Origin of the sequence: Bacillus cereus group sp. MG4 (assembly GCF_040460055.1) — a bacterium.
GTDB classification, from domain to species: Bacteria; Bacillota; Bacilli; order Bacillales; family Bacillaceae_G; genus Bacillus_A; species Bacillus_A wiedmannii.
The window spans coordinates 2,314,594-2,337,931 of sequence record NZ_JARVGZ010000001.1; the positions used below are offsets into that span (position 1 = coordinate 2,314,594).

Sequence of the window (23,338 nt, forward strand, 5' to 3'; positions counted from 1 at the left end):
TTCATCCAACGCGTTTAATGGAATAAACAAGAACGTCCATCCCATGAAATGAAGTTGTTTTCTCATAACTAAGCCCTGTTTTTCTAGCAACAAAGATTGAGGCGGGGTGATCCGGATTAATAAGAGAAATTAATTTATTCATTCGTAACGCTTGGAAACCATAGTCTCGAAATGCTGCCGCAGCTTCTTTCGCATACCCTTTTCCCCAATACTGAGGTAATAACCAATAACCAATTTCAATTTCTTCTTTTCCATCTATCTGCTGCTTTACTAACCCTGCATGACCAATTCGTATTCCCGTTTCCTTTTCAATCAATACAAATAAACCAAAACCGTTTTTATAGCTAGGAATCACCCACTCCTCCAAACTTTTTTTACATTGCATATATGTTTTTAACGTCCCATTTCCAATATAGCGCATTACCTTCTCATTTCCCCATAGCGAAGCATAGAACTGCAAATCATCCATTGTATATTTGCGAATTTGTAAACGATCTGTATGAAACATCTCTGCACTCCTTCCCACGAATTTGTACTTAACTACACGATCATGTTTTGTATGTATACTAAATGTTACTATCTATTATAAATGAACCAAGAATAAAATACAGAATATTCAATCCCTCAAGAATCTAAAAAAGGCAGTAGACAAATATTGTCTACTGCATCCATATCATAACTAGCATAAAGAAAACTACAATTGAGGGGGGTGTAGGATTTTCAAATATACTAGATACTTATCCCGTTCTAACGGGCGGTAAACTTTTCAATTATATGAAAGTGAAAAGTTTACCGCACATAAGAACCTTTGCGGTCATTAAGAGAGCGCCGTTAAGTACTCAAATACACGCTGTGCTTTTTCTCCACCCATTCGTGCATGTTGAAGAAGAGAAATACCATGTGGACCCGATGCACACAATGCCTCTGGTTGTGCTACTAAAATAGCTTGTACAACTTCTAATTCTCCAAGCATCGCGGCCGCGAAAATGTCCATTCGAGCACCCTTTTCTAATAAATAGAGAGCAATATCTTTACGACCTACATGTGCCGCCGCTCCTAACGCACTTTCCCAATCTGATCCGCCCCAATTGTAAGAGGCATGAAGTAAGCTTGGCGATTCAGCTAACAGTTCTTGTACTTTTTCTAAATCTCCGTGAGCTGCCATAACAAATTCTCTTACTAACTCAGTGGTAATACATTCTTCTGTTCGCATCTTGCTCCTCCTTTTTTAGAAATTCGTTTTGGTGTGAAAAATGGCTTGTCACTTCCTTGAAAAATATCTACCTCTATGCCGAACACACGTTGAAACATTTCATGACATAACACTTCTTCTGGTATACCGTCATACTGAAGCTGCCCTCGCTTTAATACGAGTAAACGATCACTATATTGAACCGCTTGGTTAATATTATGTAAAACCATTACAATTGTCATGCCAAACTCCTCGTTTAACCGTTTCACAAGTTCCATTACTTCCAACTGATGAACGATATCTAAAAAGGTTGTTGGCTCATCTAATAATAAGACATTTGTACGTTGTGCTAGCGTCATTGCAATCCAGGCACGTTGTCTTTCTCCTCCTGATAAAGATTGTAAAAGACGATATTCATACCCTTCAAGATTTGTAACAGACAATGCCCAATCAACAATTTCTTCATCGTCTTTATTTAAGCGACCTCTCCATGATTTATGAGGTCCCCTTCCAAATTCGATTAATTCTTTCACTGTTAAATCTAATTGATGATCATGCATTTGTGGTAACATCGCTAATTGCTTCGCTACATCGGCACTTTTCATCGTATGAATACTTTTTCCATCTAAAATGATATCCCCTTCGCTTTGTTTAAGTAGTCTTGCCATTAAACGAAGCAAAGTAGATTTCCCCGACCCATTCGGTCCAATTAAACTAACGACCTCTCCAGCTTTAATATGTACATTCATATTTTGCATTTGAAATCTTTCAGAATGTGCGTAAAACACTTTATTAACGGAAATCACGCTGTTTCCCCCCTCTATGAATTAAATATAAGAAGAACGGACCGCCTAAGAAGGATAATAAAATACCGACAGGCAATTCAATTGGATCGAACCAACTTCGAGCTATCGCATCCGCGAAAACAAGTAATATCCCTCCACCAAGGCATGATAATGGCAGTAAATATTTATAGTCATTTCCAACTAATAAACGTAACATATGTGGTACAACAAGACCGACAAATCCAATAAGACCAGAAACACTAACTGCAATTCCAGCTAATAGTGTACTTACTACTATTAAATAAAACCGGCTTCTCTCCACGTTATGACCTAATAATTTCGCCATTTCATCTCCAAGCATTAATACTCGAATATGCTTTATACCAAAGAAGGCCAATATAATAGCGAATAGTGCATAATAAATAATCATGTTTAAATGTGCCCAACTTACACCACCAATGCCACCTGCTAACCAGGGTAACACCGATTGTACTTTGTCACTATGTAATAACATTAACGCTGACGTCGCTGCACCAATTAATGCATTGATTGATACACCTACTAAGACAATCCTTGAAGGCGGCGCCCCTTTTTGCCATGATAAAGCATAAATGACCATCGCCGTTATGAAAGCTCCTATAAACGCCCCGAGCGGTAAAAATGCCATATGCTGAGGGAATAAAATCATAATTACAATTGCTACAAGGCCTGCTCCAGATGAAACCCCGATAATACCAGGGTCTGCAAGAGGATTTCTCATAACCCCTTGCAGCAGTGCACCAGATGCTGCTAAACATGTTCCTACTATAAATCCAACGAGCACTCTCGGTATACGAAGGTCCCATACAATTCGATGAACCGTCGAACCTTCATCTTGTATCCCTGTTAGAATTTCTCGTAAAGAAAAGGATAGGCTTCCTGCGAAAAGACCGTAAAAAAGACCTAGAATCGTTAATACAACTAAAGTAACTGCTATTATCCATCTTTTTTTCGCAAAAGGATGTTCCTTTTCCCTTACTACTTCACTACTTTCCATACGTATCATTTCCTTACATCTTGTATACTTTTATACATAAAGTCCATTGCTTCTGTAACTTTTGTTCCAGGATTTGATCCAAATAAGTCTGGTGGCAAAATAACTACACGATTTTGTTTTACTGCATCTAAATTTTTCCACGCTTCATTTTTCATCATTTCGCCTTCAAATGCTTTTTTAACGCTATTTGGATCTCCATGTGTAATTAAATAAATCACATCTGGATTTGCCTCAATAATACGTTCTACACTTAGCTGCGCATATTGCGGATATTCCTTCATTTCCGGAAAATCAGCTGCAATATTTTTTCCGCCTGTTTTTTCTAAAATATTACCCGATAAAGATGTTGGTAATGCTGCTAAATAAGTACCTGGTGCTCCGTATACTAACAGTGCTTTCACATCACTCTTTTTCTCATATGTCTTCATTTGATCATTAATTTTTTGATTAAGTTCTTTTGCTTTATCTTCTTTCTTCATTATCGTTCCATATAGTTCAATATTCTTTTGAATATCTTGTACAGAATTCGCAGAAGAAATCATTACTTTCGTTCCTTGTCCTTCAACCGTTGGAACATTCTTTTGAAACCCATTGTTAGCAATAAGTACATCCGGTTTTAAACTAGCGATTTGCTCAAAATTCGGTTGATGTGCATTCCCGATTACTTGTACTTTCTTTAAATCCTCTGGAAGAGTTATTTTTGCATCCGGACGACCTACTATTTTTCCGCCTAAAGCATGAATAATATTCATGTCCCCCATACTTAATGTTGCAAAACTCTCTGGCACTTTATCGAATGTTACCTTTCTTCCTGATAGGTCGGTAACTTCGATTTTCTCTTTTCCTTTTTCTGTTTTTGTTGCAGATGCTTTTTCGTCTCCCTTTGCATTGCAACCTATTAACAAGAAAAAAATAGATAAAATCGCTGTGAATAGCGTAATAGATTTTTTCATTCTTCCACCTCTAACTGATAATGATAATCATTAACTACTATTCTACTTTAATTGATAAGGATTATCATTGTCAATATAAACCGCATACATTTTTTACAAAAACAAAAAGCACTACAAAAAGATTCGTTCTTTTCGTAGTGCTCTATTTCATAATATTACTCACATTCGTTTCCCTCTAACTGTTCTCGCATCATTTTCACACGCTGAAAGAAAAAGAATGATAAACTTAAAAATATAACGGTACTCCCCATCATAACAAAAGATTGTATTGCTTCTTTTGCTCCATTCGGAATCAATAAGCCAACCATTAACAATGTACTTACAGCGAGAAGGATTTGTCCGAACCGAGTATAATCTTCTATTTTTCCTTGTAATTCTTTCATTATATTCTCACTCCTCTATTTCACTGTATCATATTCTATTAAACTTAAAGACCAGTAAATACAGCCATTCTGGGAGATGTTTTCCAAATGAAAAAGAGCCGCTTTATTGCGACTCTTTCATACCCATTACTCCCCTTTATATGCTTCCATATAAATTTCTTTCAACTCTGAAATGAGAGGGAATTTCGGATTAGCTGTTGTACATTGATCTTCAAAAGCTCTTTCTGCTAATAATCCAACAACCTCTTCAAATTGGTCTTTAGCAACTCCTTGTCCTGCAATACTCATATTTATATTTAAGCTTTTTCCAAGCTCAATAATTGCTTGGACGAGGGATTCCACACCTTCTGCTGTCGAGCCTGCTGGAAGCCCGAGCATTCTCGCAATATGTGCATAACGTTCATCAGCCACAAAGTGCTCATATTTTGGGAACAATGCGTGTTTTCTTGGCTTAATAGCATTATAGCGAACTACGTGCGGCATAAGAATTGCATTCGCACGCCCATGCGGAATATGAAATTCCGGTCCAATTTTATGTGCTAAGCTGTGATTAATACCTAAGAAAGCATTTGCAAATGCCATCCCTGCAATTGCAGAAGCATTATGCATTTTTTCTCGTGCCTCTTCGTCATTTCCATCTTTAAATGCTCTTGGTAAATATTTAAATACGAGATCAATGGCCTTTAATGCTAATCCATCTGTATAGTCATTTGCTAGAACAGACACATACGCCTCGATTGCATGCGTTAATACGTCCATACCAGTGTCTGCTGTTACATGTGGTGGTACTGTCATTACAAACTGTGGATCAACAATTGCTACATCTGGTGTTAATTCATAATCCGCGAGCGGATACTTTATATTATTTTTCTTATCTGTAATAACCGCAAATGGTGTCACTTCTGATCCTGTTCCTGATGTTGTTGGAATGGCAACAAACTGCGCCTTACTTCCTAATTCCGGATATTTACATGTACGTTTTCTTATATCTAAAAACTTCTGTTTAATTCCATAGAATGTTGTTTCTGGGTGCTCATAGAAAAGCCACATCCCTTTCGCTGCATCCATAGCTGAACCACCACCAAGTGCGATAATTACATCTGGCTTAAAACTTCTCATCATTTCCGCACCTTTAAACACAGTTTCATCTGATGGATCTGGCTCGACCTCAAAGAAAACTTCGACTTTTACATCATTTGCATGTTTACGTAAATAATGCGTAACCGTATCTACATATCCGTGCTCAACCATTCCTGGATCCGTTACAATAAATGCACGTGAAATGTTAGGCATATTTGCTAAATATGCTGTCGCATGTTTTTCAAAATAAATTTTTGGTGGTAATTTGAACCACTGCATATTCTTTTTTCTATTTGCCAACCTTTTTATATTTAATAAATGCGTCGCTGTTACGTTTTGAGAAACTGAGTTTTTCCCATACGAGCCGCAACCGAGCGTAAGTGATGGAATAAATCCATTATATATGTCACCGATTCCACCTTGTGATGAAGGGGCGTTTACAATAAGACGGCAAGCTTTCATACGTAATCCAAATTGTTTTTGTACTTCTTTATTTGTAGAATGAATGACTGCTGAATGTCCTAAACCACCAAGGTCTAACATGTCTTCGCAATATGTAAGTCCCTCTTCTAGTGAATTTGCTTTTATACAAGCTAATACTGGACTCAGTTTCTCACGAGATAGTGGATATGCTCCTCCGATACCTTGTATTTCAGCTAAAAGCATTTTTGTATTTTCAGGCACAGTAATTCCAACTAATGCGGCAATGTACTGTGCTGATTTCCCTACAATATCACTATTTACTGCACATGTATTTTCATTAATAACAAGCTTTTCTAATTTTCTTCTCTCTTCTTCTGTTACAAAGTAACAATTGTTTGCAATCATTTCTTTTTTCACATCATCATAAATTTCCTTGTCTACAATGATTGCTTGTTCTGATGCACAAATCATACCGTTATCAAACGTTTTTGATAAAATTAAATCATTAACAGCTCGTTTTATATGCGCTGATTTCTCTATATAGCACGGTACATTACCAGGACCTACACCTAGCGCTGGTTTTCCAGTAGAATAAGCTGATTTCACCATACCTGCTCCTCCAGTTGCCAAAACAAGCGCAACACCTTCATGGTTCATTAATTGTTTCGTTGCTTCGACAGAAGGTCTTTCAATCCACTGAATACAATGTTTTGGTGCCCCGGCCTTCACCGCTGCATCATATACTGTTTTCGCCGCTGCAATGGAACAGTTTTGTGCTGAAGGATGAAATGCGAAAATAATTGGATTTCTCGTTTTCATCGCGATTAATGCTTTAAACATTGTTGTCGACGTTGGATTCGTTACTGGCGTTACCCCAGCTACTACTCCGACAGGTTCCGCAATTTCTATTATTTCTTCATGAGGATCTTCGTGAATAATCCCTACTGTTTTATCTTTCTTTATGCTATGCCAAATATATTCAGTAGCAAAAATATTTTTAATGCATTTATCTTCATATACACCACGACCTGTTTCTTCAACAGCCAACTTTGCAAGTGGCATATGTTGATCCACACCTGCTAATGCCATTTCATGAACAATGTTGTCAATTTGCTCTTGTGTAAAACTTTCTAATGCTTGTAAAGCCTTTCGACCGTTATTCACTAACGTATCAATCATCTCTTTTACTTCCTGCATTTCATTTACAACTTTCTCTTTGACTACCATGTAAATTCCTCCTATTCTGCTATCATGGACTAAATAAGACCCTATAGGTCATAATTAGTCCCGATTAGCGCAAAAAAAATAGAGTTGCTTTCCTACATGAACCTCATTGTTTGTGAAATATTTCACAAGTTTATTCGTGAGTAACACTTCATGAACTTAATATACATGAAATTATTTCATTTGTGTATGTCTATTTTGTGAAGTTTTTCACAAAATAAATGTAATAAAAATGCACTGCCTATATGAGCAGTGCATTTTTATTATGCTAACGCTTGTGCTAGATCTTCAATTAAATCTTCACCGTCTTCAATACCGACAGAAATACGAATTAATGTATCTGTAATTCCTAGCTCTTTACGACGATCTGCTGGGATTGATGCATGTGTCATTTGAGATGGGATAGAAATTAAACTTTCTACTGCCCCTAAACTTTCAGCAAGTGTAAAGTATTGTAAGTTCTCTAGTACTTTATTTAATGTTTCTTCACTATCTACATCAAATGAGATAATAGCACCAAATCCATTTGCTTGTTCTGTCGCTAGTTCATGGTTTTGATGTGATGCAAGACCTGGGTAATATACTTTATTTACTTTTGGATGGTTATTTAAAAACTCAGCAATTGCACGTGAATTCGTTTCATGCTCTTCCATTCGAATTCCTAATGTTTTTAAACCACGAAGTAGTAAGAAGCTATCTTGTGGGCCAAGAATGCCTCCTGTTGAGTTTTGTACAAAGTGAAGGTCTTCTGCTAATTGCGGGCTATTTACAACTACTAGGCCTGCAACTACGTCACTATGACCTCCTAAATATTTCGTTGCACTATGAAGTACAATGTCTGCTCCTAAAGTAATCGGCGACTGCCAATATGGCGTCATGAATGTGTTATCGATAATTGTTAATAAATCTTTCTCTTTAGCAAGAGTAGATATTTTCTTAATATCAGTAATTTTCAGTAATGGGTTCGTTGGTGTTTCCACATAAATCGCTTTCGTATTTGGACGAATCGCTTCTACAACTTCCTCTAGGTTTGTTGTATCTACAAATGTATGCTCAATACCGAAGCGATTTAATACTTTCGTGATAACGCGGTACGTTCCACCATACACATCATCTGTTAAAATAACGTGGTCACCTTTTGAGAACAACATAATTGTAGCTGTAATAGCAGCCATTCCTGAACCAAATGCAAAACCAGCATGACCGTTTTCTAATACTGCAATCATTTCTTCTAAAGCTGCACGTGTTGGGTTGCCTGTACGTGAATATTCATATCCTTGATGCTTACCAACTGCTTCTTGTTTGTACGTACTTGTTTGATAAATCGGTACATTTACAGATCCAGTTGAAGGTTCTCCTATGCGAATACCATGAATTAACTTTGTCTTTGCTCTCATTTTTTATTCCCATCCTTTGTATATGTCTTTACTTAAATAGCGCTCACTACTATCAGGAAAAATCGTTACAATATTTGTACCTGGCGCCGCTTTCTCTGCTTCAAGTAAACTTGCATGAAATGCTGCTCCGGAAGAGCTCCCAACGAGCAGTCCTTCTTTTTGCGCTAATTCCTTCACTCGTAAAAATGCATTTCGATCAGAAATTGTATGAATTTCATCAAAATAAGATGTTTTCAAAAATGGCGGGATAAATTCAAGGCCAATCCCTTCTGTTTCATGCGAACCAGCTTTACCACCATTTAAAATAGATCCTTCTGGTTCGACAATAACCGTTTTTATATCTATATTTTTTTCTTTCAAATAAGATGCAGTCCCCATGAATGTACCACCAGTTCCTGCTCCTGCAACAAATATGTTAATCTCTCCGTTCAGTGCATCCCAAAGTTCAGGTCCTAATGTTTTGAAATAAGCACGCGGGTTTGCTTCATTCGCAAACTGACTTGGAGAGTATGAATTCGGTATTTCATTTACTAATTCTTTTGCTTTTGCAATTGCGCCGGTCATTCCTTGCTCAGTTGGTGTATGCACAACCGTTGCACCCAGTGCTTTCATTAGTTCTTGCTTTTCAATACTAAATTTCTCTGGTACACAAACGATAACGTGTAAATCATGTTGTAACGCTGCAAGTGCCAGTCCAATACCAGTATTTCCAGCAGTCGGTTCAATAATTGTTCCACCCTGGGTAACAAGCCCTTTTTCTAGCGCATCTTCAATTAATTCTCTTCCTAAACGGTCCTTAACGCTTCCACCTGGGTTATAAAATTCAAGCTTTGCAAATAAACGGACCCCTTCCGGAAGTGAAAAACGAGTAATTTCTACAACTGGCGTATGACCAATCAACTCATGAACTCCACGATATACATTCATCGTGTTCTCCCCCTTATTTGCCAATAAAGAAAAGGCAACTGTATGTATTTTCTTTATATGAGACAGTTGCCTTTTTGTTACATTACTTTAACTCTTCTAGTACTTTTACGATAAAGTTTGTAGAATGAAGAGCTGCTTGATCTAAAAATTGATCAAATGAAACATTTGATTCTTTACCAGCAATATCAGAAAGTGCACGAATAATAACAAACGGAACTTCATATTGGTGGCATACTTGTGCAACAGCTGCTGCTTCCATTTCTACTGCATAAAGGTCTTCAAATTTATCACGAATTGCTGCAACGCGGTTCGGATCACTCATAAATGAATCACCTGTTGCAATCATACCTTTTACAACTTGAATATTTTCTTCTGCCTGCATACATTTCTCAGCTAATGCAACTAATGCTTCATCAGCCTTGAATCCAGGCGGCATTCCTGGTACTTGACCATACTCATAGTTAAATGCTGTTACATCTACGTCATGATGACGAACTTCTGTTGAAATAACTACATCTCCAACATTTAGAGAATGATGGAAGCCACCAGCTGAACCAGTATTAATTACTTTTTCAGGCTTATATCTTTCTAATAAAATTGTCGTTGACATCGCTGCATTTACTTTACCAATACCAGACTTTAACAAGATCACTTCATGTCCTGCTAATTGTCCTTTCGTAAATTCACAACCCGCAACCGTTTCTGTTTCTGCTTGTTCTAATTTGTCACGTAAAATACGTACTTCTTCTTCCATTGCTCCAATTACAGCAATTCTCAATCTAATCCCTCTTTCTATTGCTTAGTTGCCTCCATTACCCAAACGAAATGATTTAATCTCGTAAACGTTACATGGAAGCCATTGTTTTCAAAAATAGACTGCATGACTGGAATACGTGTATAGTATTCCGTTTGCAAATCGTTTGCTAACTGATGGAAACCTCTTTGTTTTGCTGTTTCAACAGTTTTATCATATGCATCTTGATCTGCAAATATCGTATCAGCAAACACTATTTTACCACCTTTGTTTAGCAATTGACTATACTTCGCAATCGCTACATTTTTTTCATCATCTGTTAAATGATGAAATGCGTAGGTGCTTACTATGGTATCAATTGAATTTGGGACTTCAAACGAAAGAAAATCACCTTCTGTAATGGAAAATTCTTTTGGCAATTTCTCTTTTGCAATCATGCGCATTTCACGTGACGGTTCTATACCGTAAACTGTGCGTCCAGCAAACAATAATTTATTTGTTAAATTGCCAGTACCAACACCAAATTCTAATACATTACCAAATGACTTGTTAACTACATCCTCTAGAATGTCCTCATAATGGGCGAAAACTTCTTTATATTGTATATCTTCGCCTTGTACAAATGAGTCGTACGTATGAGCCCACTCATCAAATAAACCATTAAATTCTGTACCCATAAAAATTCCCCTTTTTCTTATCGGTTTTATCAGTATAATATGCCCTCTTTCTAAAAATGTCAATTGAAATGTACATGGTATTTCCTTCTTTTCTTTGTTACACTATAGTTGATTACATAGGAGAGGGGTCGTCTTCGTGTCATTTACCTTTGAAATGTTAGAAGATAAAGTAGAGTTTTTCGAAGCAGGAGACTTAGCTTCTTTGGAACGAAAAATTAGTGAACAAATCGATAATAATAAAGCACTTATGCTTGAAGTTCATCACATCTCGCATCAAATGGTTATGGATCCCGAAAGCAAAAGGCCATATTATAGCGCGGTTGTTCATTTTAAATTAAAGAAATTACGCTAAACTAAAAAAGAGAAGCTCCTAAGGAGCTTCTCTTTTTTAGTTTAGGTCTTGAACAAGTACTGGTTTCCAGCCCTCGTTGTCTACCCAATCAATATTCACATAATATTTTTTGCCTGATTGTTTATCTTGTACGTTACCGTAAGCTTTATTTTTACCGTTATTTCCGATTCGATGAATAACTAATTGCTCTACTGGAACGTCAATTGCAGCTGAAATAGCTTGATTCATCTCATTCCAATCTGCTGTACCTTTTTTAAACGTCATCGCAGGTGTCGCACCTTGCTCTGTACCTACTGGCTTCCAAGAAGACTTCGTATAAGCGTCAGTTGCCTTTGGCTGTGTTTTTTCAGCTGGTACTTTCTCGTTAGCTTTCGCTTCTTCTTCAGCTTTTTTCTGTTCTTCTTCAGCCTTTTGCTTCTCTTCTTCCTTCTTCTTAGCCTCTGCCTTATCTTGCTCGTTCTTCTTCGTCTCTTCTTTGCCTTTAGCTTTCTCAGACTTATTCTCTTTCGTTGTTTGCTGAGCTACTTTTTTATCACTAGAAGACGCTTGTTCTTTTCTTTCAGGAACAAACAATTGATATGATACAATAGCTACTAATATTAATACAATTGCAATTGCAATATTTAAAACACCGTTTTGACGACGTTTTTGTTGTTTCTGTTGGAATCTAGATCCTCCTGCCATTCTTCAAACCTCCATGCAGTTTTTCATACTTGCTATTGTAACATTAAATCTAGAAAGGTTGAACATTTACAATAATATTTTCACGAAATGAAAACATTTCACTATGAATTGCAAGATTACTTTTCATTCTCTAATCGATAGATTGATTCTACGATAGCTTTGAAAATAGGTGTAACTCTATTTACATTACTATTCGTTTCTATATCCACGACAACTAAAGCATATCTTGGATTTTTATATGGAAAATAACCTGCAAACCAACGATTCTCTTTCATCCCTTTTCCTGTTTGCGCTGTCCCAGATTTTCCGGCAACGCTTAGTGGTAACGACCTGAATGCTGCTCCTGTTCCTTTCTCCGTTGTTACAACGCCCCTTAATAACTCTTGTAATGTTTTCACCGTTTCATAGGAAAGCTGTTTTCCACCTAATGTATGGTCTTCAAATGTATAGAAGTCCGTTCCATTTTTATACATTATTTTTTCCACAGCTTTCACTTCCATCTTTTCTCCACCTCTAGCAATCGTCGCCATCATATTTGCAATCGCTAGAGGTGACATACGTACATCTTTCTGTCCAATTGCTGTTTGCGCTACCGCCTTTTTACTATTCTTATTTCCTTCACTACCCCAAATCGTAACCCTCTTCTCCTCTGGCATTTGCTCAAAATGAGTTGTATGAAATACAGAACCTTTCCATCCAACCTTACCAGCGGCTCCTAACGCTGCTACGTAAGTTTCTAACACCATCTTATCCTTTTGTATTAGCTCATTACCTAACTCTGAAAATGTCCTGTTACAGCTTCTAGCAAAGCTCTCTTTAAAACTAAGTGTACCCATCATAACTTGTGGTTGGTCTTCACCATATAAATCTTGATTACAATTAAATGTACGATTAAACACATTTTCATTTTGATCAATCACTGCCGCTGCAACTATTGTTTTAAAAACAGAACCGGGAAAATGTGGTGTCAACATTTGATTTTCCAGTGTAGTTTTATATAAACGCTCATCCTTCACCTGCACAGATGGTTTACTGACCATCGCTAAAATTTCATTTGTCTTTACATCAAGTAATACTAATCCCCCCTTCTTTATTTCGCTTGCTTCAACCACTTCTTCTGCTTTTTGCTGTAACCTGTTATGTAAAGTTGTTTGAATCGTCACTGGATAAAACGGATTTCCAGGCGCAGTATATTTCGCTTGTTTTCCAAAAATCGGTTCCCCTTGTCGGTCCACTTGATACAATACTTTTGCCTCTCCATCGGTCAAAAGAAATTCATCAAATGATTGCTGCAATCCTGAAATACCAATTGACGTTTGTCTTGAAATTTTTCTTACTTCTCCGTATCGTTTTTGAAATTCTCGTTCATTCTCCCCCACATCGCCAATTAAATGATTCACCCTGCCAGTTTGCCGTAAACGAACTTCAGCTGCTACAATACCTAATACATTTAATTGATTTACCTTCTCCATCTGCTCTCGTGCCAAGCGAAATGGACCACTTCCACTTTGCATGATAAATGCACTTTTCTTGTCTTTCATTTGACTTTCAATCTCTTGTCTCGACACACCAATGATATGCGCAATTCTCTCTAACATGTCATTTTTTATTTGTAGAAATGGAAAAACAATTAAAACAGGATACTTTTTCTCACCTATTTCCTTACCGTTCCGATCTATAAAGTGGCCTCGTCCATCATCTACCGTAATGGATTGCGTCCGTTGTGTAACACTTTTTTCAATTAAATTTATCTTACGATCTGTAAATGATTCTGTATCTATAATTTGTATTTGAATTAAACGACAAAGTAAAATAAACATGATACATATAAAACAAATTAAAACAATTGTAATTCTCCGTTTTATTTTCATAAAAAAACACCTCGTCTATTATAGTTTGGACCGAGTGTTTCATCTTTTATACAAATAAAAAAATCACTCGCTTTTACACGAGTGATTTTTTATTATTTTACAGAGATAATCTCTACTTGCATTTCTCCACCTGGAGTTTGGATTGCTACCTTCTCACCAATTTGCTTACCTAATAAGCTTTTTGCAATTGGAGAATCGTTAGAAATTCTTCCTTCAAATGGATCTGCTTCTGCGCTACCTACGATTGTGTAAGATTCTTCATCTCCACCTGGTAACTCTTTAAATGTTACTGTTTTACCTAATGTAACAACTGTAGACTCTTCGCCGTTATCTGTGATGATAACTGCGTTACGAATCATGTTTTCTAATTGTGTAATACGTCCTTCTACGAACGCTTGCTCATCTTTCGCTGCATCGTACTCAGAGTTCTCAGAAAGATCTCCGAAGCTACGTGCAATCTTAATTCGCTCTACAACCTCTTTACGTTTTACCGTTTTTAAATCTTCAAGTTCGTTCTCTAGCTTTTGCTTACCCTCTTGCGTCATAGGGTATGTTTTTTCTGTTGCCATATTTTCCACTCCTTTTATATACCAATCCCCCGAAAAAAAAGAGGAGTTCCATATGAAAACTCCCCCACTTATATATATAGCGGAGGTTTCTAGCACGCCTGTACTAGCGGAGTTGTCACATACAACCCCGTATTCCCAATTCCTCTTTATATAAAGAAGATATGTATGGAAAGTTGATATAAATATGCCCTCACCTATATATAGATGAGGTTGCATGTTTCATTGTATTCGATAGGAAGGGAAAAAATCCCTTCCTACCGTATATCTTTTACTATGCTATTACAAATTTACTTTTTGTTCAAGAATTGTTGCAATTTTTGTCACCATAATATCAATTGCAACATGGTTTTGTCCACCTTCAGGGATAATAATATCCGCAAATTTCTTAGAAGGCTCAATAAATTGATTGTGCATTGGACGTACAACACTTACGTATTGATCAATAACTGAATCCATCGTACGGCCGCGTTCCTTAATATCACGCTGCATGCGGCGTAAAATACGAAGATCTGCATCTGTATCAACGAATAGCTTAATGTCCATTAACTCACAAAGACGCGGGTCTTCTAAAATAAGAATTCCTTCTAAAATGATTACATCTTTCGGCTCAACTGGAATAACTTCTTCTGAACGCGTATGCAATGTATAGTCATATACAGGCTTATCAATTTGCTCATATGCAAGTAACTGCTGCAAATGTTCAATTAACAGATCATTATCAAACGCAAGCGGATGATCATAATTTGTTTTTAAACGCTCTTCCATTGGTAAATGGCTTTGATCTTTGTAATAATAATCTTGCTCTAAGATTAAAATAGAATGACCTTTAAAATGGTCAAAAATCGCTTTCGTTACACTCGTTTTACCTGATCCCGAACCACCAGCAATTCCAATTACAACAGGCTTATTCGTCCCCATTCGACTATCAACTCTTTCTTATTGAAGTATGCTTTTGCGCATCATATTATTCACATACACTGGTTGATCCACTTTGAATTTCACGATTTGCAGCGGATGTCTCGCTGCATCTAATTCGTTTCCATCCTCATCCCAAATTTTCTCCACCGTCTGCGTAAAGTTTTCTATTTCTGGCCCAAAGAACTCCACTTCATGTCCTGGTTTGAAATGATTACGTTGCTCAATCGTTACGATGCCTGTTTCTTCATTATAATCTAACACTAAACCAGCGAAATCATACGTTGTTTTCTTACTATGATTTCCAAACATTTGCTCTTGATGTCCTGGAACCCCTTCAAAGAATGCGGGAGCTGTATCACGATTTGCACATTTATCAAGCTCATCTAACCATTCTTGTTTAAACTCAAAATTATCCGGATCCGCACAATACGCATCAATTACTTTACGGTATACCGTTGCTACAGTTGCTACGTAATGGATTGATTTCATACGTCCTTCAACTTTTAAGCTATCAATTCCAATTTCAATCATTTTCGGAATTGATAAAATTAAATTTAAGTCTTTTGGACTCATTGCAAAGTGAGCATCTTCTTCTTGGAATAGAGGAAGCTCTTTTGCATCTTTATGTTGTGATACTGTTTGAACTAAATCATAGTCCCAACGGCAAGATTGACAACAACCACCACGGTTAGAGTCACGTGCTGTCATATGGTTACTTAACGTACATCTGCCTGAATATGCGATACACATTGCACCATGGACGAATGCTTCAATTTCAATATCCACTTTTTCTTTAATTTCTTTCATTTCTTCATAGCTTGCTTCACGAGCTAATACAAGACGATGTAAACCTTCTTCTTTCCAATACTGTGCTGCTTTCCAGTTGGATAGTGATTGTTGTGTACTTAAATGCACTTCAACAGAAGGCGCTACACGTTTACAAGTCTCAATAATAAGCGGATCAGCAACGATAATTCCCGTTACGCCAGCTTTTTCAATCCCTTTTAAATATTCCTCTAGCCCGTCCATATTTTCATTATGTGCAAAGATATTTGTTGTTACATATATTTTTGCTCCATATTTCTTTGCAAATTCAACACCTTCTGCCATTTCTTCCAGTGTAAAGTTACCTGCATTCGAACGAAGACCAAATTCTTGTCCACCTAAATATACAGCATCTGCCCCATAATGGATAGCTACTTTTAATTTTTCTAAGTTACCCGCAGGGATTAACAGTTCAGGTTTCTTCACAATAACGCGTTTGCCATCGATTACTCGTGAAATTTCTTGTCCAGTCATTTCCTACACCCTCCTCTTTTAGTAAACCGTCTCTTTAAAGAAGAATCCTGTATCTAACGGACGATTTACTGGTTGCATTTCTTCTATCTCTTTATATAAATCGTCTTTCACGTCATAATACGCATCACGATCTTCTACACATAAATCAATTGCTTTACGATATTTCTTCGTTACCTCAATAATGTATGCAGAGCTTTTTAGTACACCATCAACTTTTAAGCTAGCGACTTCAGCGTCAATTAGTTCTTCTAACTCATCGATGAAACAAATATCGTTTGGACTCATAATGTGAGTACCATTTTCATCTTCATAAATTGGATATTTATTGTTACGCTCTGGGTCATATAAGAACATATTCTCTTCATATTTTTTCTTTTCAATGTCAAGATTACGTCCTTGATACTCAAAGTAGTTTCCTACTAAGGAACGCTTCGATTGGAACATACAAGTCATACCGTGAATTTGTACTTCAAGTTCCACTTCAGCATTTTCTTTTAATTCAACAATTTCATCTAAGCTAAGCTCACGAGCTAATACAGCGCGTTTTGCTCCTCTTTCTCCCCAGTAGTTACAAGTAAACCAGTTTGTTGCTGTTGTTTCTGTATTCCAGTGCAATTGCATATTTGGCGCTACTTCTCGGACCGCCATTAATACTGCTGGGTCTCCGAAAACAATTGCATCTACACTTACTTCGTTTAAAAATGCAACATAATCTGTTAATTCGTCTACTTTATCATTGTGGAACATAGCGTTCATTGCTACGTATACTTTTACACCATTTTCATGCGCAATCTTCACAGCTTGTTTCACATCTTCACGTGAAAATTCCCCTGCTAAACGTAAACCGAACTTTTGCTCACCGATCATTACCGCATCTGCTCCTGCTTTCGCAAGAGGTTCGATATCCACTACTGCTTTTGGCGTTACTAACAATTCAGGTTTCTTCATACCTTGGTCACCCTCTCTTTTTACTAACAGCTACTCCATCACCAATTGGGAAAATCGTTGTATCATATCCTTCATGGTTCATAAGCCATTCATTGTACGTCTTAATACGACGGATTAAACCACGTGTACGTCTGTTTTCAATTTTCTCTTTTGTCGTTACAAGACCATGGTACATAACATTATCTGAAATAATTACGCCACCAGGGTTTAATAACGGTTCATATAAGTCAAAAAAGCGACGATATTGTCCTTTTGCTGCATCAATAAAAATAACATCAAACGTTCCATGTTCTTCTACTTGCTCACCTGTTTCTAACGCATCACCGTAAATAACAGAAATACGCTCTTTAACTGATGAACGTTCTATATATTCAAGTGCTTTTTCATATCGCTCACGATTGCGTTCAACTGTCACAATGCGAGAATTTGGAATAGCTTGCATCATACGAATACTAGAATAACCAATTGCTGTACCAAGCTCTAAAATGCTTTTTGGTCCAATTAAACGTAAAAATTGCAACATAAATTCCATTCCAAGTCGATCCATAATCGGCACATGATTTTCTTTCGCATAATCTTCCATTTCAAGAATTAATTTATCTTTCGGATCAATAAATGATAATAGGTACTCGTTAACTGCATCCTCCATAATGGTCCTCCTTATTTACATGGAGAAGTGCCTCTATGACGTCTTTTCACACATAGAATGCAATAAAAATACAAGCCAGCTTCATCCTTAGCTTGTACGTCCCGTTTTGATATTAAAAACGATTCTTCTGCCAGTTTTTAACCCGATATATTTTACCACAAAAAAGAGGGATGTGCGACATTTTTCGCTATCCCTCCTCATTTCACTGTTTTTTCGTAATATATTTTTGCTTTAATGTATTATGCTCTTCCAATGTTTTCGCATAGTACACTTCACCAGTTGGTGCAGCTAAGAAATAATAATAATCTGTTTGTGCAGGCTCTAACGCCGCTTCCACTGAATGTTTACCAGAGTTTGCAATCGGACCAACCGGCAATCCTTTCACAACATACGTATTGTACGGTGAGTTTATCTTTAAATCTTCGTATAATACACGTTGTTTATGCTTTCCAAGTGCATATAATACCGTTGGATCAGTTTGCAGGGGCATACCTTTTTCCAAGCGATTATAAAAGACACTAGAGATTTTTTGACGATCTGTAAAGCCTGTTGCCTCTTCTTCAATAAGTGAAGACAATGTTAAAAGCTGATGAACATCCCAGTTTTTCGCTTTCATTTTTGCCTCGTTTTGAACAATGATTGCATTCGTTTTCTCAAGCATCGTAATTACAATTTCTTCCAACTTTATATCTTTTTTATAGAAAGAGTACGTCGCAGGATATAAATAACCTTCTAATGGATATTTAATATTGCTATCAAAGATTTTATCCGTTAACAACTTCGGATACTTTTGCTGCATTTTTTGAATAAATGCTTTATCGTTTAATTGACGTACGACATCATCTTTATTCCACTTTAATTCGTTTGCAACCGTTTCTGCAATTTCAGTTACTTGTGCACCTTCTTTTATCGTCACTTTATAAAGAGCTGGACGATGTACATTACCAGATGACATTTGTTCAATAACATCTGAGGCACTCATTGAAGAATTTAATAAATATGTACCCGCTTGTAAATTTTTAGATTTAGCCTTTGTATAAAAACTAAAAACTGTACCGTTTTTCACAGCACCTTTTTCTTCTAAAATCTCACCAATTTTACTAGTAGATGATCCTTTTGGAATTTCTACTTCAATCTCTTTTTTATTCCCGCTATCAACTGGTCCTAATGCGGATGAAATATACGCATAGACTGAACCACAAACTAAAAGCAGTGCAATAATCGAAAATAAAAAAAGACGTCTACGCTTTTTTTTCACTTGATTCTCTATCAACACTCTTCCTCCTTAATTAAATTGTAGACCGTATGTATATCTTTCTATACAACACGATATAAAAACACAATAAATTTATTTATCTTTTTTTAGATAGACATTTTATTTTTCTACAATCCGTCTCATTATACTACAAAGGATTACACGGTTTCGACAAAAAATCTTTCATTTTACATATAAAAAAAGGTGGACTATATGTCGTCCACCTTTTCAGTACTTATTATTCAGCTTCTTGCTCATCAGCTAGAGTGTTGAACATTTCTTGTACCATTTCCCACTCTTCTTCAGATTCGATTGGAAGTAAACTTCCGCCCTCTTCTTCATTTTGCTCATAAGCCATTGCATCATAAATTGGGTCTCCATCTTCGTCTACTTCACCGATTGGAGAGAAGACTACGTATGATTTTTTGCCAAATTTTTCAGCATCAAAAGTGAAAATAATTTCACATAAATGTTCGTTACCTTTTTCGTCTACAATTGTAATTTGATTTTCTTCCATTTTGGTCACCTCTTATTTACTATCTAAAAATCCTTGTAAGATTACGACTGCAGCCATCTTATCGATTACCTGTTTTCGCTTCTTACGACTCACATCAGCTGAAATGAGCAGACGTTCCGCTGCCATCGTTGACAAACGCTCGTCCCACATTACAACTTCTAATTGTAACAGATTTCGCAGGTTTTCTGCAAATTGCTGGCACGCTTCACCACGTGGGCCAATTGTACCATTCATATTTTTAGGTAAACCTACTACTATTTTGTCCACATTGTACTGCTTTACTAACTCAGAAATACGATCAAAACCAAAGTGGCCTCGTTCTTCGTTAATCCTGATTGTTTCCAGCCCTTGCGCTGTCCAGCCCATTTCGTCGCTCATTGCAACTCCGACTGTTTTTGTACCTACATCTAAACCTAATATCCGCATAAACTACTCCTCACGATGATGTTTCAAGTACGACTTCACAAGCTCTTCAATTAACTCATCACGTTCAAGCTTGCGAATGATGCTTCGTGCATCTTTATGGCGAGGTATGTATGCTGGGTCTCCACTTAATAAATAACCGACGATTTGGTTAATCGGATTATAGCCTTTTTCTTGAAGTGCATCATACACAGTTAAAAGTACATCATTTACATGGACACTCTGTTTTTCATCTTGAATGCTAAACTTCATTGTTTTATCAAAACCGTCCATTTCAAGCACCTCACTTATATAGTAAGTATAGGGAGAAGAACTTCTCCTCTCCCTACCATTGTACACTACTATCTCTTTATTTTGAAACAGATTTAACGTACTCTTGTACAAATGCTAAAGCTTCCTCAACTTGCGCTGGGTTTTTACCGCCTGCTTGAGCCATGTCAGGACGGCCACCACCGCCGCCGCCACAACGAGAAGCTACTTCTTTCACAAGTTTACCAGCATGGTAACCTTGGCTAATTAAATCTTTCGTTACGCCAGCTAAGATGTTTACTTTATCATCATTTACAGACGCTAATACGACAACTGCAGACTCTAATTTATTTTTCAGGTCATCCATCATCGTACGTAAGTTGTTCATATCTGCAACGTTTACTTTCGCTGCTAATACGTTTACTCCATCAACTGTCATTACTGAATCAGTTAAGTTTCCAGCTTCAATATTGCTTAATTTTGCAGCAAGAGATTCGTTTTCTTTTTGAAGTTGTTTTACTTCAGCAAATAAACCATCCACTCTTGTTAAAATATCTTTCGGGTTTGTTTTCATTTTTCCTGCTGCTTCTTTTAATAAACCTACTTGATCGTTCATTAATTCGTATGCAGATTTACCAGTTACTGCTTCAATACGACGCGTTCCTGCACCGATACCAGACTCAGCAACGATTTTGAAAATACCAATTGAAGCTGTGTTATCAACGTGACAACCACCGCAAAGCTCTAAGCTATAATCGCCTACTTGTACAACGCGTACAACATCACCGTATTTTTCACCGAATAATGCCATTGCGCCCATTTCTTTCGCTTCTTCAATTGCTTTTTGAGAAATCTCAACATCAATACTTTCCCAAATTTTCTCGTTTACGATACGCTCAATTTTTTCTAATTCGTCAGCTTGTACTTGACCGAAGTGAGAGAAATCAAAACGTAAACGTTCAGAAGTTACAAGAGAACCTGCTTGATTAACATGCGTTCCAAGTACGTCTTTTAATGCTTGGTGTAGTAAGTGAGTTGCTGTATGATTTTTCACAACGCTACTACGGTTTTTCGTGTCGATAATAGCTTTCACAGCCGCATCTTTCGTTAATGTACCTTCTTCAACAACAACTTTGTGTAAGTTTTGACCATTTGGTGCTTTTTGTACATCTTTTACAAGTACTTTCACGCCGTCAGCAAGAAGGTAACCACGGTCTGCAATTTGTCCACCGCTCTCAGCATAGAATGGTGTTACATCCAGCATTAATTGCCCTTCTTCACCAGCTTGTAAGCTATCTGTGTATTCGCCGTTTTTCACAAGTGCAACAACGTTACTTTCTGTTGCAACTGTACCGTAACCAACGAACTCGCTCGCTACTTTCACTTCTCCAAGGACACCGCCTTGAACTTGCATAGAATCAACGTCTTGACGAGCAGCACGTGCGCGCTCACGTTGTTTTTCCATTTCACTTTCAAAGCCTTCCTGATCAACTGTCATACCAGCTTCTTCTGCATATTCTTCTGTTAATTCAATCGGGAAACCATATGTGTCATATAGACGGAACGCATCTACTCCAGAAATAACAGTTGTTTTTTCTTCTTTTGCTTTTGTGATAACTTCAGCTAAAATTGCTTCCCCATCATGAAGTGTTTCATGGAAACGCTCTTCTTCGTTTTTCACAACTTTTGCTATGAAATCTTTCTTTTCAAGTACTTCTGGGTAGAAGTCTTTCATTACTTCTCCAACAACCGACACTAATTCAAACATGAATGGACGGTTGATGTTTAATTTCTTCGAATAACGAACCGCGCGGCGTAATAAACGACGTAATACATAACCACGGCCTTCGTTAGATGGAAGAGCACCATCACCTACAGCAAATGTTACTGTACGGATATGGTCAGCGATTACTTTAAACGCCATATCTTTTTCTAAGTCACCATTACGATACTTTTCACCAGAAATTGTTTCTGTTGCACCAATCATCGGCATGAATAAGTCTGTATCAAAGTTTGTAGGTACATCTTGAACGATAGATGTCATACGCTCTAGACCCATCCCTGTATCGATGTTTTTCTTAGGAAGCGGTGTATATGAACCGTCTGGATTATGGTTAAATTGAGAGAATACAAGGTTCCATACTTCTAAGTAACGCTCGTTTTCTCCGCCTGGATATAATTCTGGATCACTAAAGTCATTACCATAAGCTTCTCCGCGGTCATAGAAAATCTCTGTATTCGGTCCGCTTGGTCCTTCGCCGATATCCCAGAAGTTTTCTTCTAAACGGATGATGCGCTCTTTTGGAACACCCATTTTTTCATTCCAAATTGTGAATGCTTCTTCATCTTCTGGATGGATTGTAACTGATAGTAATTCTTTATCGAATCCGATCCATTTGTCGCTCGTTAAGAATTCCCAAGCCCAAGTAATTGCTTCTTCTTTAAAGTAATCACCGATTGAGAAGTTACCTAACATTTCAAAGAATGTATGGTGACGAGCTGTTTTCCCTACGTTTTCAATATCGTTTGTACGAATTGATTTTTGGGCATTTGTAATACGTGGATTTTGCGGGATTACACGTCCATCAAAATATTTTTTTAATGTCGCTACACCACTGTTAATCCATAACAGAGATGGATCTTCATGCGGAACTAGTGATGCACTAGGTTCTACTGCATGTCCTTTTTCTTGGAAAAAGTCTAAAAACATTTGACGAATTTGTGCGCCTGTTAGTTGTTTCATTGTATTTTCCTCCTTAAATATAAAAAACTC

At 37.1% G+C, this 23,338-nt stretch carries 24 protein-coding genes; 1 reads left to right on the forward strand and 23 read right to left on the reverse strand.

All coding sequences use genetic code 11. The features are described 5' to 3' along the window. Position 1: 1 nt before the first annotated feature. The 11 genes from QCI41_RS12200 to QCI41_RS12250 form a co-directional block, all read right to left on the reverse strand. Positions 2-580, reverse strand: a complete 579-nt coding sequence (locus QCI41_RS12200) for a GNAT family N-acetyltransferase (RefSeq protein ID WP_165761989.1) — start codon at positions 578-580, stop codon at positions 2-4. Positions 581-817: 237 nt separating this feature from the next. After that, entirely contained in the window at positions 818-1,213 is a 396-nt protein-coding gene (locus tag QCI41_RS12205) for an ankyrin repeat domain-containing protein (RefSeq protein ID WP_137052623.1), read from the reverse strand. Further along, positions 1,180-1,998: an ABC transporter ATP-binding protein gene (locus QCI41_RS12210; protein ID WP_353837403.1), complete on the reverse strand. Its 819-nt coding sequence runs from the start codon at positions 1,996-1,998 to the stop codon at positions 1,180-1,182. The genes QCI41_RS12205 and QCI41_RS12210 overlap by 34 nt, the downstream gene beginning before the upstream one ends. Next, positions 1,985-3,013, reverse strand: a complete 1,029-nt coding sequence (locus QCI41_RS12215; protein WP_327973351.1) for a FecCD family ABC transporter permease — start codon at positions 3,011-3,013, stop codon at positions 1,985-1,987. The genes QCI41_RS12210 and QCI41_RS12215 overlap by 14 nt, the downstream gene beginning before the upstream one ends. Before the next feature lie 5 nt (positions 3,014-3,018). Then, positions 3,019-3,966 (reverse strand): ABC transporter substrate-binding protein, encoded by a 948-nt coding sequence (locus QCI41_RS12220; RefSeq protein WP_088082372.1) that lies wholly within the window; start codon positions 3,964-3,966, stop codon positions 3,019-3,021. Between the two features lie 155 nt (positions 3,967-4,121). Further along, positions 4,122-4,349: a YrhC family protein gene (locus tag QCI41_RS12225; protein ID WP_000661457.1), complete on the reverse strand. Its 228-nt coding sequence runs from the start codon at positions 4,347-4,349 to the stop codon at positions 4,122-4,124. A gap of 126 nt (positions 4,350-4,475) precedes the next feature. Next, entirely contained in the window at positions 4,476-7,079 is a 2,604-nt protein-coding gene (adhE, locus tag QCI41_RS12230; RefSeq protein ID WP_353837402.1) for a bifunctional acetaldehyde-CoA/alcohol dehydrogenase, read from the reverse strand. Positions 7,080-7,339: 260 nt separating this feature from the next. Then, positions 7,340-8,473 (reverse strand): bifunctional cystathionine gamma-lyase/homocysteine desulfhydrase, encoded by a 1,134-nt coding sequence (locus tag QCI41_RS12235; RefSeq protein ID WP_046956311.1) that lies wholly within the window; start codon positions 8,471-8,473, stop codon positions 7,340-7,342. 3 nt (positions 8,474-8,476) lie between these two features. Next, the gene (locus QCI41_RS12240; protein ID WP_046956310.1) at positions 8,477-9,400 is read right to left on the reverse strand and encodes an O-acetylserine dependent cystathionine beta-synthase; all 924 of its coding nucleotides are present in this window, start codon (positions 9,398-9,400) and stop codon (positions 8,477-8,479) included. A gap of 82 nt (positions 9,401-9,482) precedes the next feature. Next, complete coding sequence (gene mtnN / locus QCI41_RS12245) at positions 9,483-10,178, reverse strand: 5'-methylthioadenosine/S-adenosylhomocysteine nucleosidase (protein ID WP_001217038.1); 696 nt, start codon at positions 10,176-10,178, stop codon at positions 9,483-9,485. Positions 10,179-10,192: 14 nt separating this feature from the next. After that, on the reverse strand, positions 10,193-10,831 hold the full coding sequence (locus QCI41_RS12250) for a class I SAM-dependent DNA methyltransferase (RefSeq protein WP_000536314.1): 639 nt from the start codon (positions 10,829-10,831) through the stop codon (positions 10,193-10,195). Positions 10,832-10,967: 136 nt separating this feature from the next. Here QCI41_RS12250 and QCI41_RS12255 point away from each other — a divergent pair, with 136 nt between their 5' ends. Next, positions 10,968-11,183 carry a YrzA family protein gene (locus tag QCI41_RS12255; RefSeq protein WP_000010984.1) on the forward strand — a complete coding sequence of 72 codons (216 nt, stop codon included), beginning with the start codon at positions 10,968-10,970 and terminating at the stop codon, positions 11,181-11,183. A gap of 36 nt (positions 11,184-11,219) precedes the next feature. On the opposite strand, the gene QCI41_RS12260 is transcribed toward QCI41_RS12255, so the two are convergent. The 12 genes from QCI41_RS12260 to alaS all read right to left on the reverse strand — a co-directional run bounded on the left by QCI41_RS12260 (position 11,220) and on the right by alaS (position 23,308). After that, on the reverse strand, positions 11,220-11,867 hold the full coding sequence (locus QCI41_RS12260; RefSeq protein ID WP_088123436.1) for a YrrS family protein: 648 nt from the start codon (positions 11,865-11,867) through the stop codon (positions 11,220-11,222). A gap of 116 nt (positions 11,868-11,983) precedes the next feature. Continuing rightward, positions 11,984-13,738 (reverse strand): peptidoglycan D,D-transpeptidase FtsI family protein, encoded by a 1,755-nt coding sequence (locus QCI41_RS12265; RefSeq protein WP_353837401.1) that lies wholly within the window; start codon positions 13,736-13,738, stop codon positions 11,984-11,986. 92 nt (positions 13,739-13,830) lie between these two features. Beyond that, complete coding sequence (gene greA, locus QCI41_RS12270; protein WP_000179964.1) at positions 13,831-14,307, reverse strand: transcription elongation factor GreA; 477 nt, start codon at positions 14,305-14,307, stop codon at positions 13,831-13,833. 279 nt (positions 14,308-14,586) lie between these two features. Beyond that, the gene (gene udk, locus QCI41_RS12275; RefSeq protein WP_000537082.1) at positions 14,587-15,225 is read right to left on the reverse strand and encodes a uridine kinase; all 639 of its coding nucleotides are present in this window, start codon (positions 15,223-15,225) and stop codon (positions 14,587-14,589) included. An 18-nt stretch (positions 15,226-15,243) separates the two neighbouring features. Continuing rightward, positions 15,244-16,524: a peptidase U32 family protein gene (locus tag QCI41_RS12280; protein ID WP_353837400.1), complete on the reverse strand. Its 1,281-nt coding sequence runs from the start codon at positions 16,522-16,524 to the stop codon at positions 15,244-15,246. Positions 16,525-16,542: 18 nt separating this feature from the next. Then, entirely contained in the window at positions 16,543-17,472 is a 930-nt protein-coding gene (locus QCI41_RS12285) for a peptidase U32 family protein (protein ID WP_046957595.1), read from the reverse strand. 7 nt (positions 17,473-17,479) lie between these two features. Continuing rightward, positions 17,480-18,121, reverse strand: a complete 642-nt coding sequence (locus QCI41_RS12290; protein WP_046956307.1) for an O-methyltransferase — start codon at positions 18,119-18,121, stop codon at positions 17,480-17,482. A 202-nt stretch (positions 18,122-18,323) separates the two neighbouring features. Then, positions 18,324-19,394, reverse strand: coding sequence for an endolytic transglycosylase MltG (gene mltG / locus QCI41_RS12295; RefSeq protein WP_353837399.1), 1,071 nt, complete (start codon positions 19,392-19,394; stop codon positions 18,324-18,326). Positions 19,395-19,614: 220 nt separating this feature from the next. After that, complete coding sequence (locus QCI41_RS12300; protein WP_000392245.1) at positions 19,615-19,893, reverse strand: DUF1292 domain-containing protein; 279 nt, start codon at positions 19,891-19,893, stop codon at positions 19,615-19,617. 12 nt (positions 19,894-19,905) lie between these two features. After that, positions 19,906-20,319 carry a Holliday junction resolvase RuvX gene (gene ruvX, locus QCI41_RS12305; RefSeq protein WP_001221204.1) on the reverse strand — a complete coding sequence of 138 codons (414 nt, stop codon included), beginning with the start codon at positions 20,317-20,319 and terminating at the stop codon, positions 19,906-19,908. A gap of 3 nt (positions 20,320-20,322) precedes the next feature. Continuing rightward, a complete protein-coding gene (locus tag QCI41_RS12310) occupies positions 20,323-20,589 on the reverse strand; it encodes an IreB family regulatory phosphoprotein (RefSeq protein WP_000348590.1) in 267 nt (88 codons plus the stop codon). Positions 20,590-20,665: 76 nt separating this feature from the next. Then, entirely contained in the window at positions 20,666-23,308 is a 2,643-nt protein-coding gene (alaS, locus tag QCI41_RS12315) for an alanine--tRNA ligase (RefSeq protein ID WP_353837398.1), read from the reverse strand. Between the last annotated feature and the right edge of the window lie 30 nt (positions 23,309-23,338).

Excerpts from the sequence above, each read along its gene's own strand:
- QCI41_RS12205 (WP_137052623.1), bottom strand. The coding sequence starts at position 1,213 with ATGCGAACAGAAGAATGTATTACCACTGAGTTAGTAAGAGAATTTGTT.
- QCI41_RS12215 (WP_327973351.1), bottom strand. The coding sequence starts at position 3,013 with ATGGAAAGTAGTGAAGTAGTAAGGGAAAAGGAACATCCTTTTGCGAAA.
- QCI41_RS12220 (WP_088082372.1), bottom strand. The coding sequence starts at position 3,966 with ATGAAAAAATCTATTACGCTATTCACAGCGATTTTATCTATTTTTTTC.
- QCI41_RS12225 (WP_000661457.1), bottom strand. The coding sequence starts at position 4,349 with ATGAAAGAATTACAAGGAAAAATAGAAGATTATACTCGGTTCGGACAA.
- adhE (WP_353837402.1), bottom strand. The coding sequence starts at position 7,079 with ATGGTAGTCAAAGAGAAAGTTGTAAATGAAATGCAGGAAGTAAAAGAG.
- QCI41_RS12235 (WP_046956311.1), bottom strand. The coding sequence starts at position 8,473 with ATGAGAGCAAAGACAAAGTTAATTCATGGTATTCGCATAGGAGAACCT.
- QCI41_RS12240 (WP_046956310.1), bottom strand. The coding sequence starts at position 9,400 with ATGAATGTATATCGTGGAGTTCATGAGTTGATTGGTCATACGCCAGTT.
- QCI41_RS12250 (WP_000536314.1), bottom strand. The coding sequence starts at position 10,831 with ATGGGTACAGAATTTAATGGTTTATTTGATGAGTGGGCTCATACGTAC.
- QCI41_RS12260 (WP_088123436.1), bottom strand. The coding sequence starts at position 11,867 with ATGGCAGGAGGATCTAGATTCCAACAGAAACAACAAAAACGTCGTCAA.
- QCI41_RS12265 (WP_353837401.1), bottom strand. The coding sequence starts at position 13,738 with ATGAAAATAAAACGGAGAATTACAATTGTTTTAATTTGTTTTATATGT.
- greA (WP_000179964.1), bottom strand. The coding sequence starts at position 14,307 with ATGGCAACAGAAAAAACATACCCTATGACGCAAGAGGGTAAGCAAAAG.
- udk (WP_000537082.1), bottom strand. The coding sequence starts at position 15,225 with ATGGGGACGAATAAGCCTGTTGTAATTGGAATTGCTGGTGGTTCGGGA.
- QCI41_RS12280 (WP_353837400.1), bottom strand. The coding sequence starts at position 16,524 with ATGACTGGACAAGAAATTTCACGAGTAATCGATGGCAAACGCGTTATT.
- QCI41_RS12285 (WP_046957595.1), bottom strand. The coding sequence starts at position 17,472 with ATGAAGAAACCTGAATTGTTAGTAACGCCAAAAGCAGTAGTGGATATC.
- QCI41_RS12290 (WP_046956307.1), bottom strand. The coding sequence starts at position 18,121 with ATGGAGGATGCAGTTAACGAGTACCTATTATCATTTATTGATCCGAAA.
- QCI41_RS12300 (WP_000392245.1), bottom strand. The coding sequence starts at position 19,893 with ATGGAAGAAAATCAAATTACAATTGTAGACGAAAAAGGTAACGAACAT.
- ruvX (WP_001221204.1), bottom strand. The coding sequence starts at position 20,319 with ATGCGGATATTAGGTTTAGATGTAGGTACAAAAACAGTCGGAGTTGCA.
- QCI41_RS12310 (WP_000348590.1), bottom strand. The coding sequence starts at position 20,589 with ATGGACGGTTTTGATAAAACAATGAAGTTTAGCATTCAAGATGAAAAA.
- alaS (WP_353837398.1), bottom strand. The coding sequence starts at position 23,308 with ATGAAACAACTAACAGGCGCACAAATTCGTCAAATGTTTTTAGACTTT.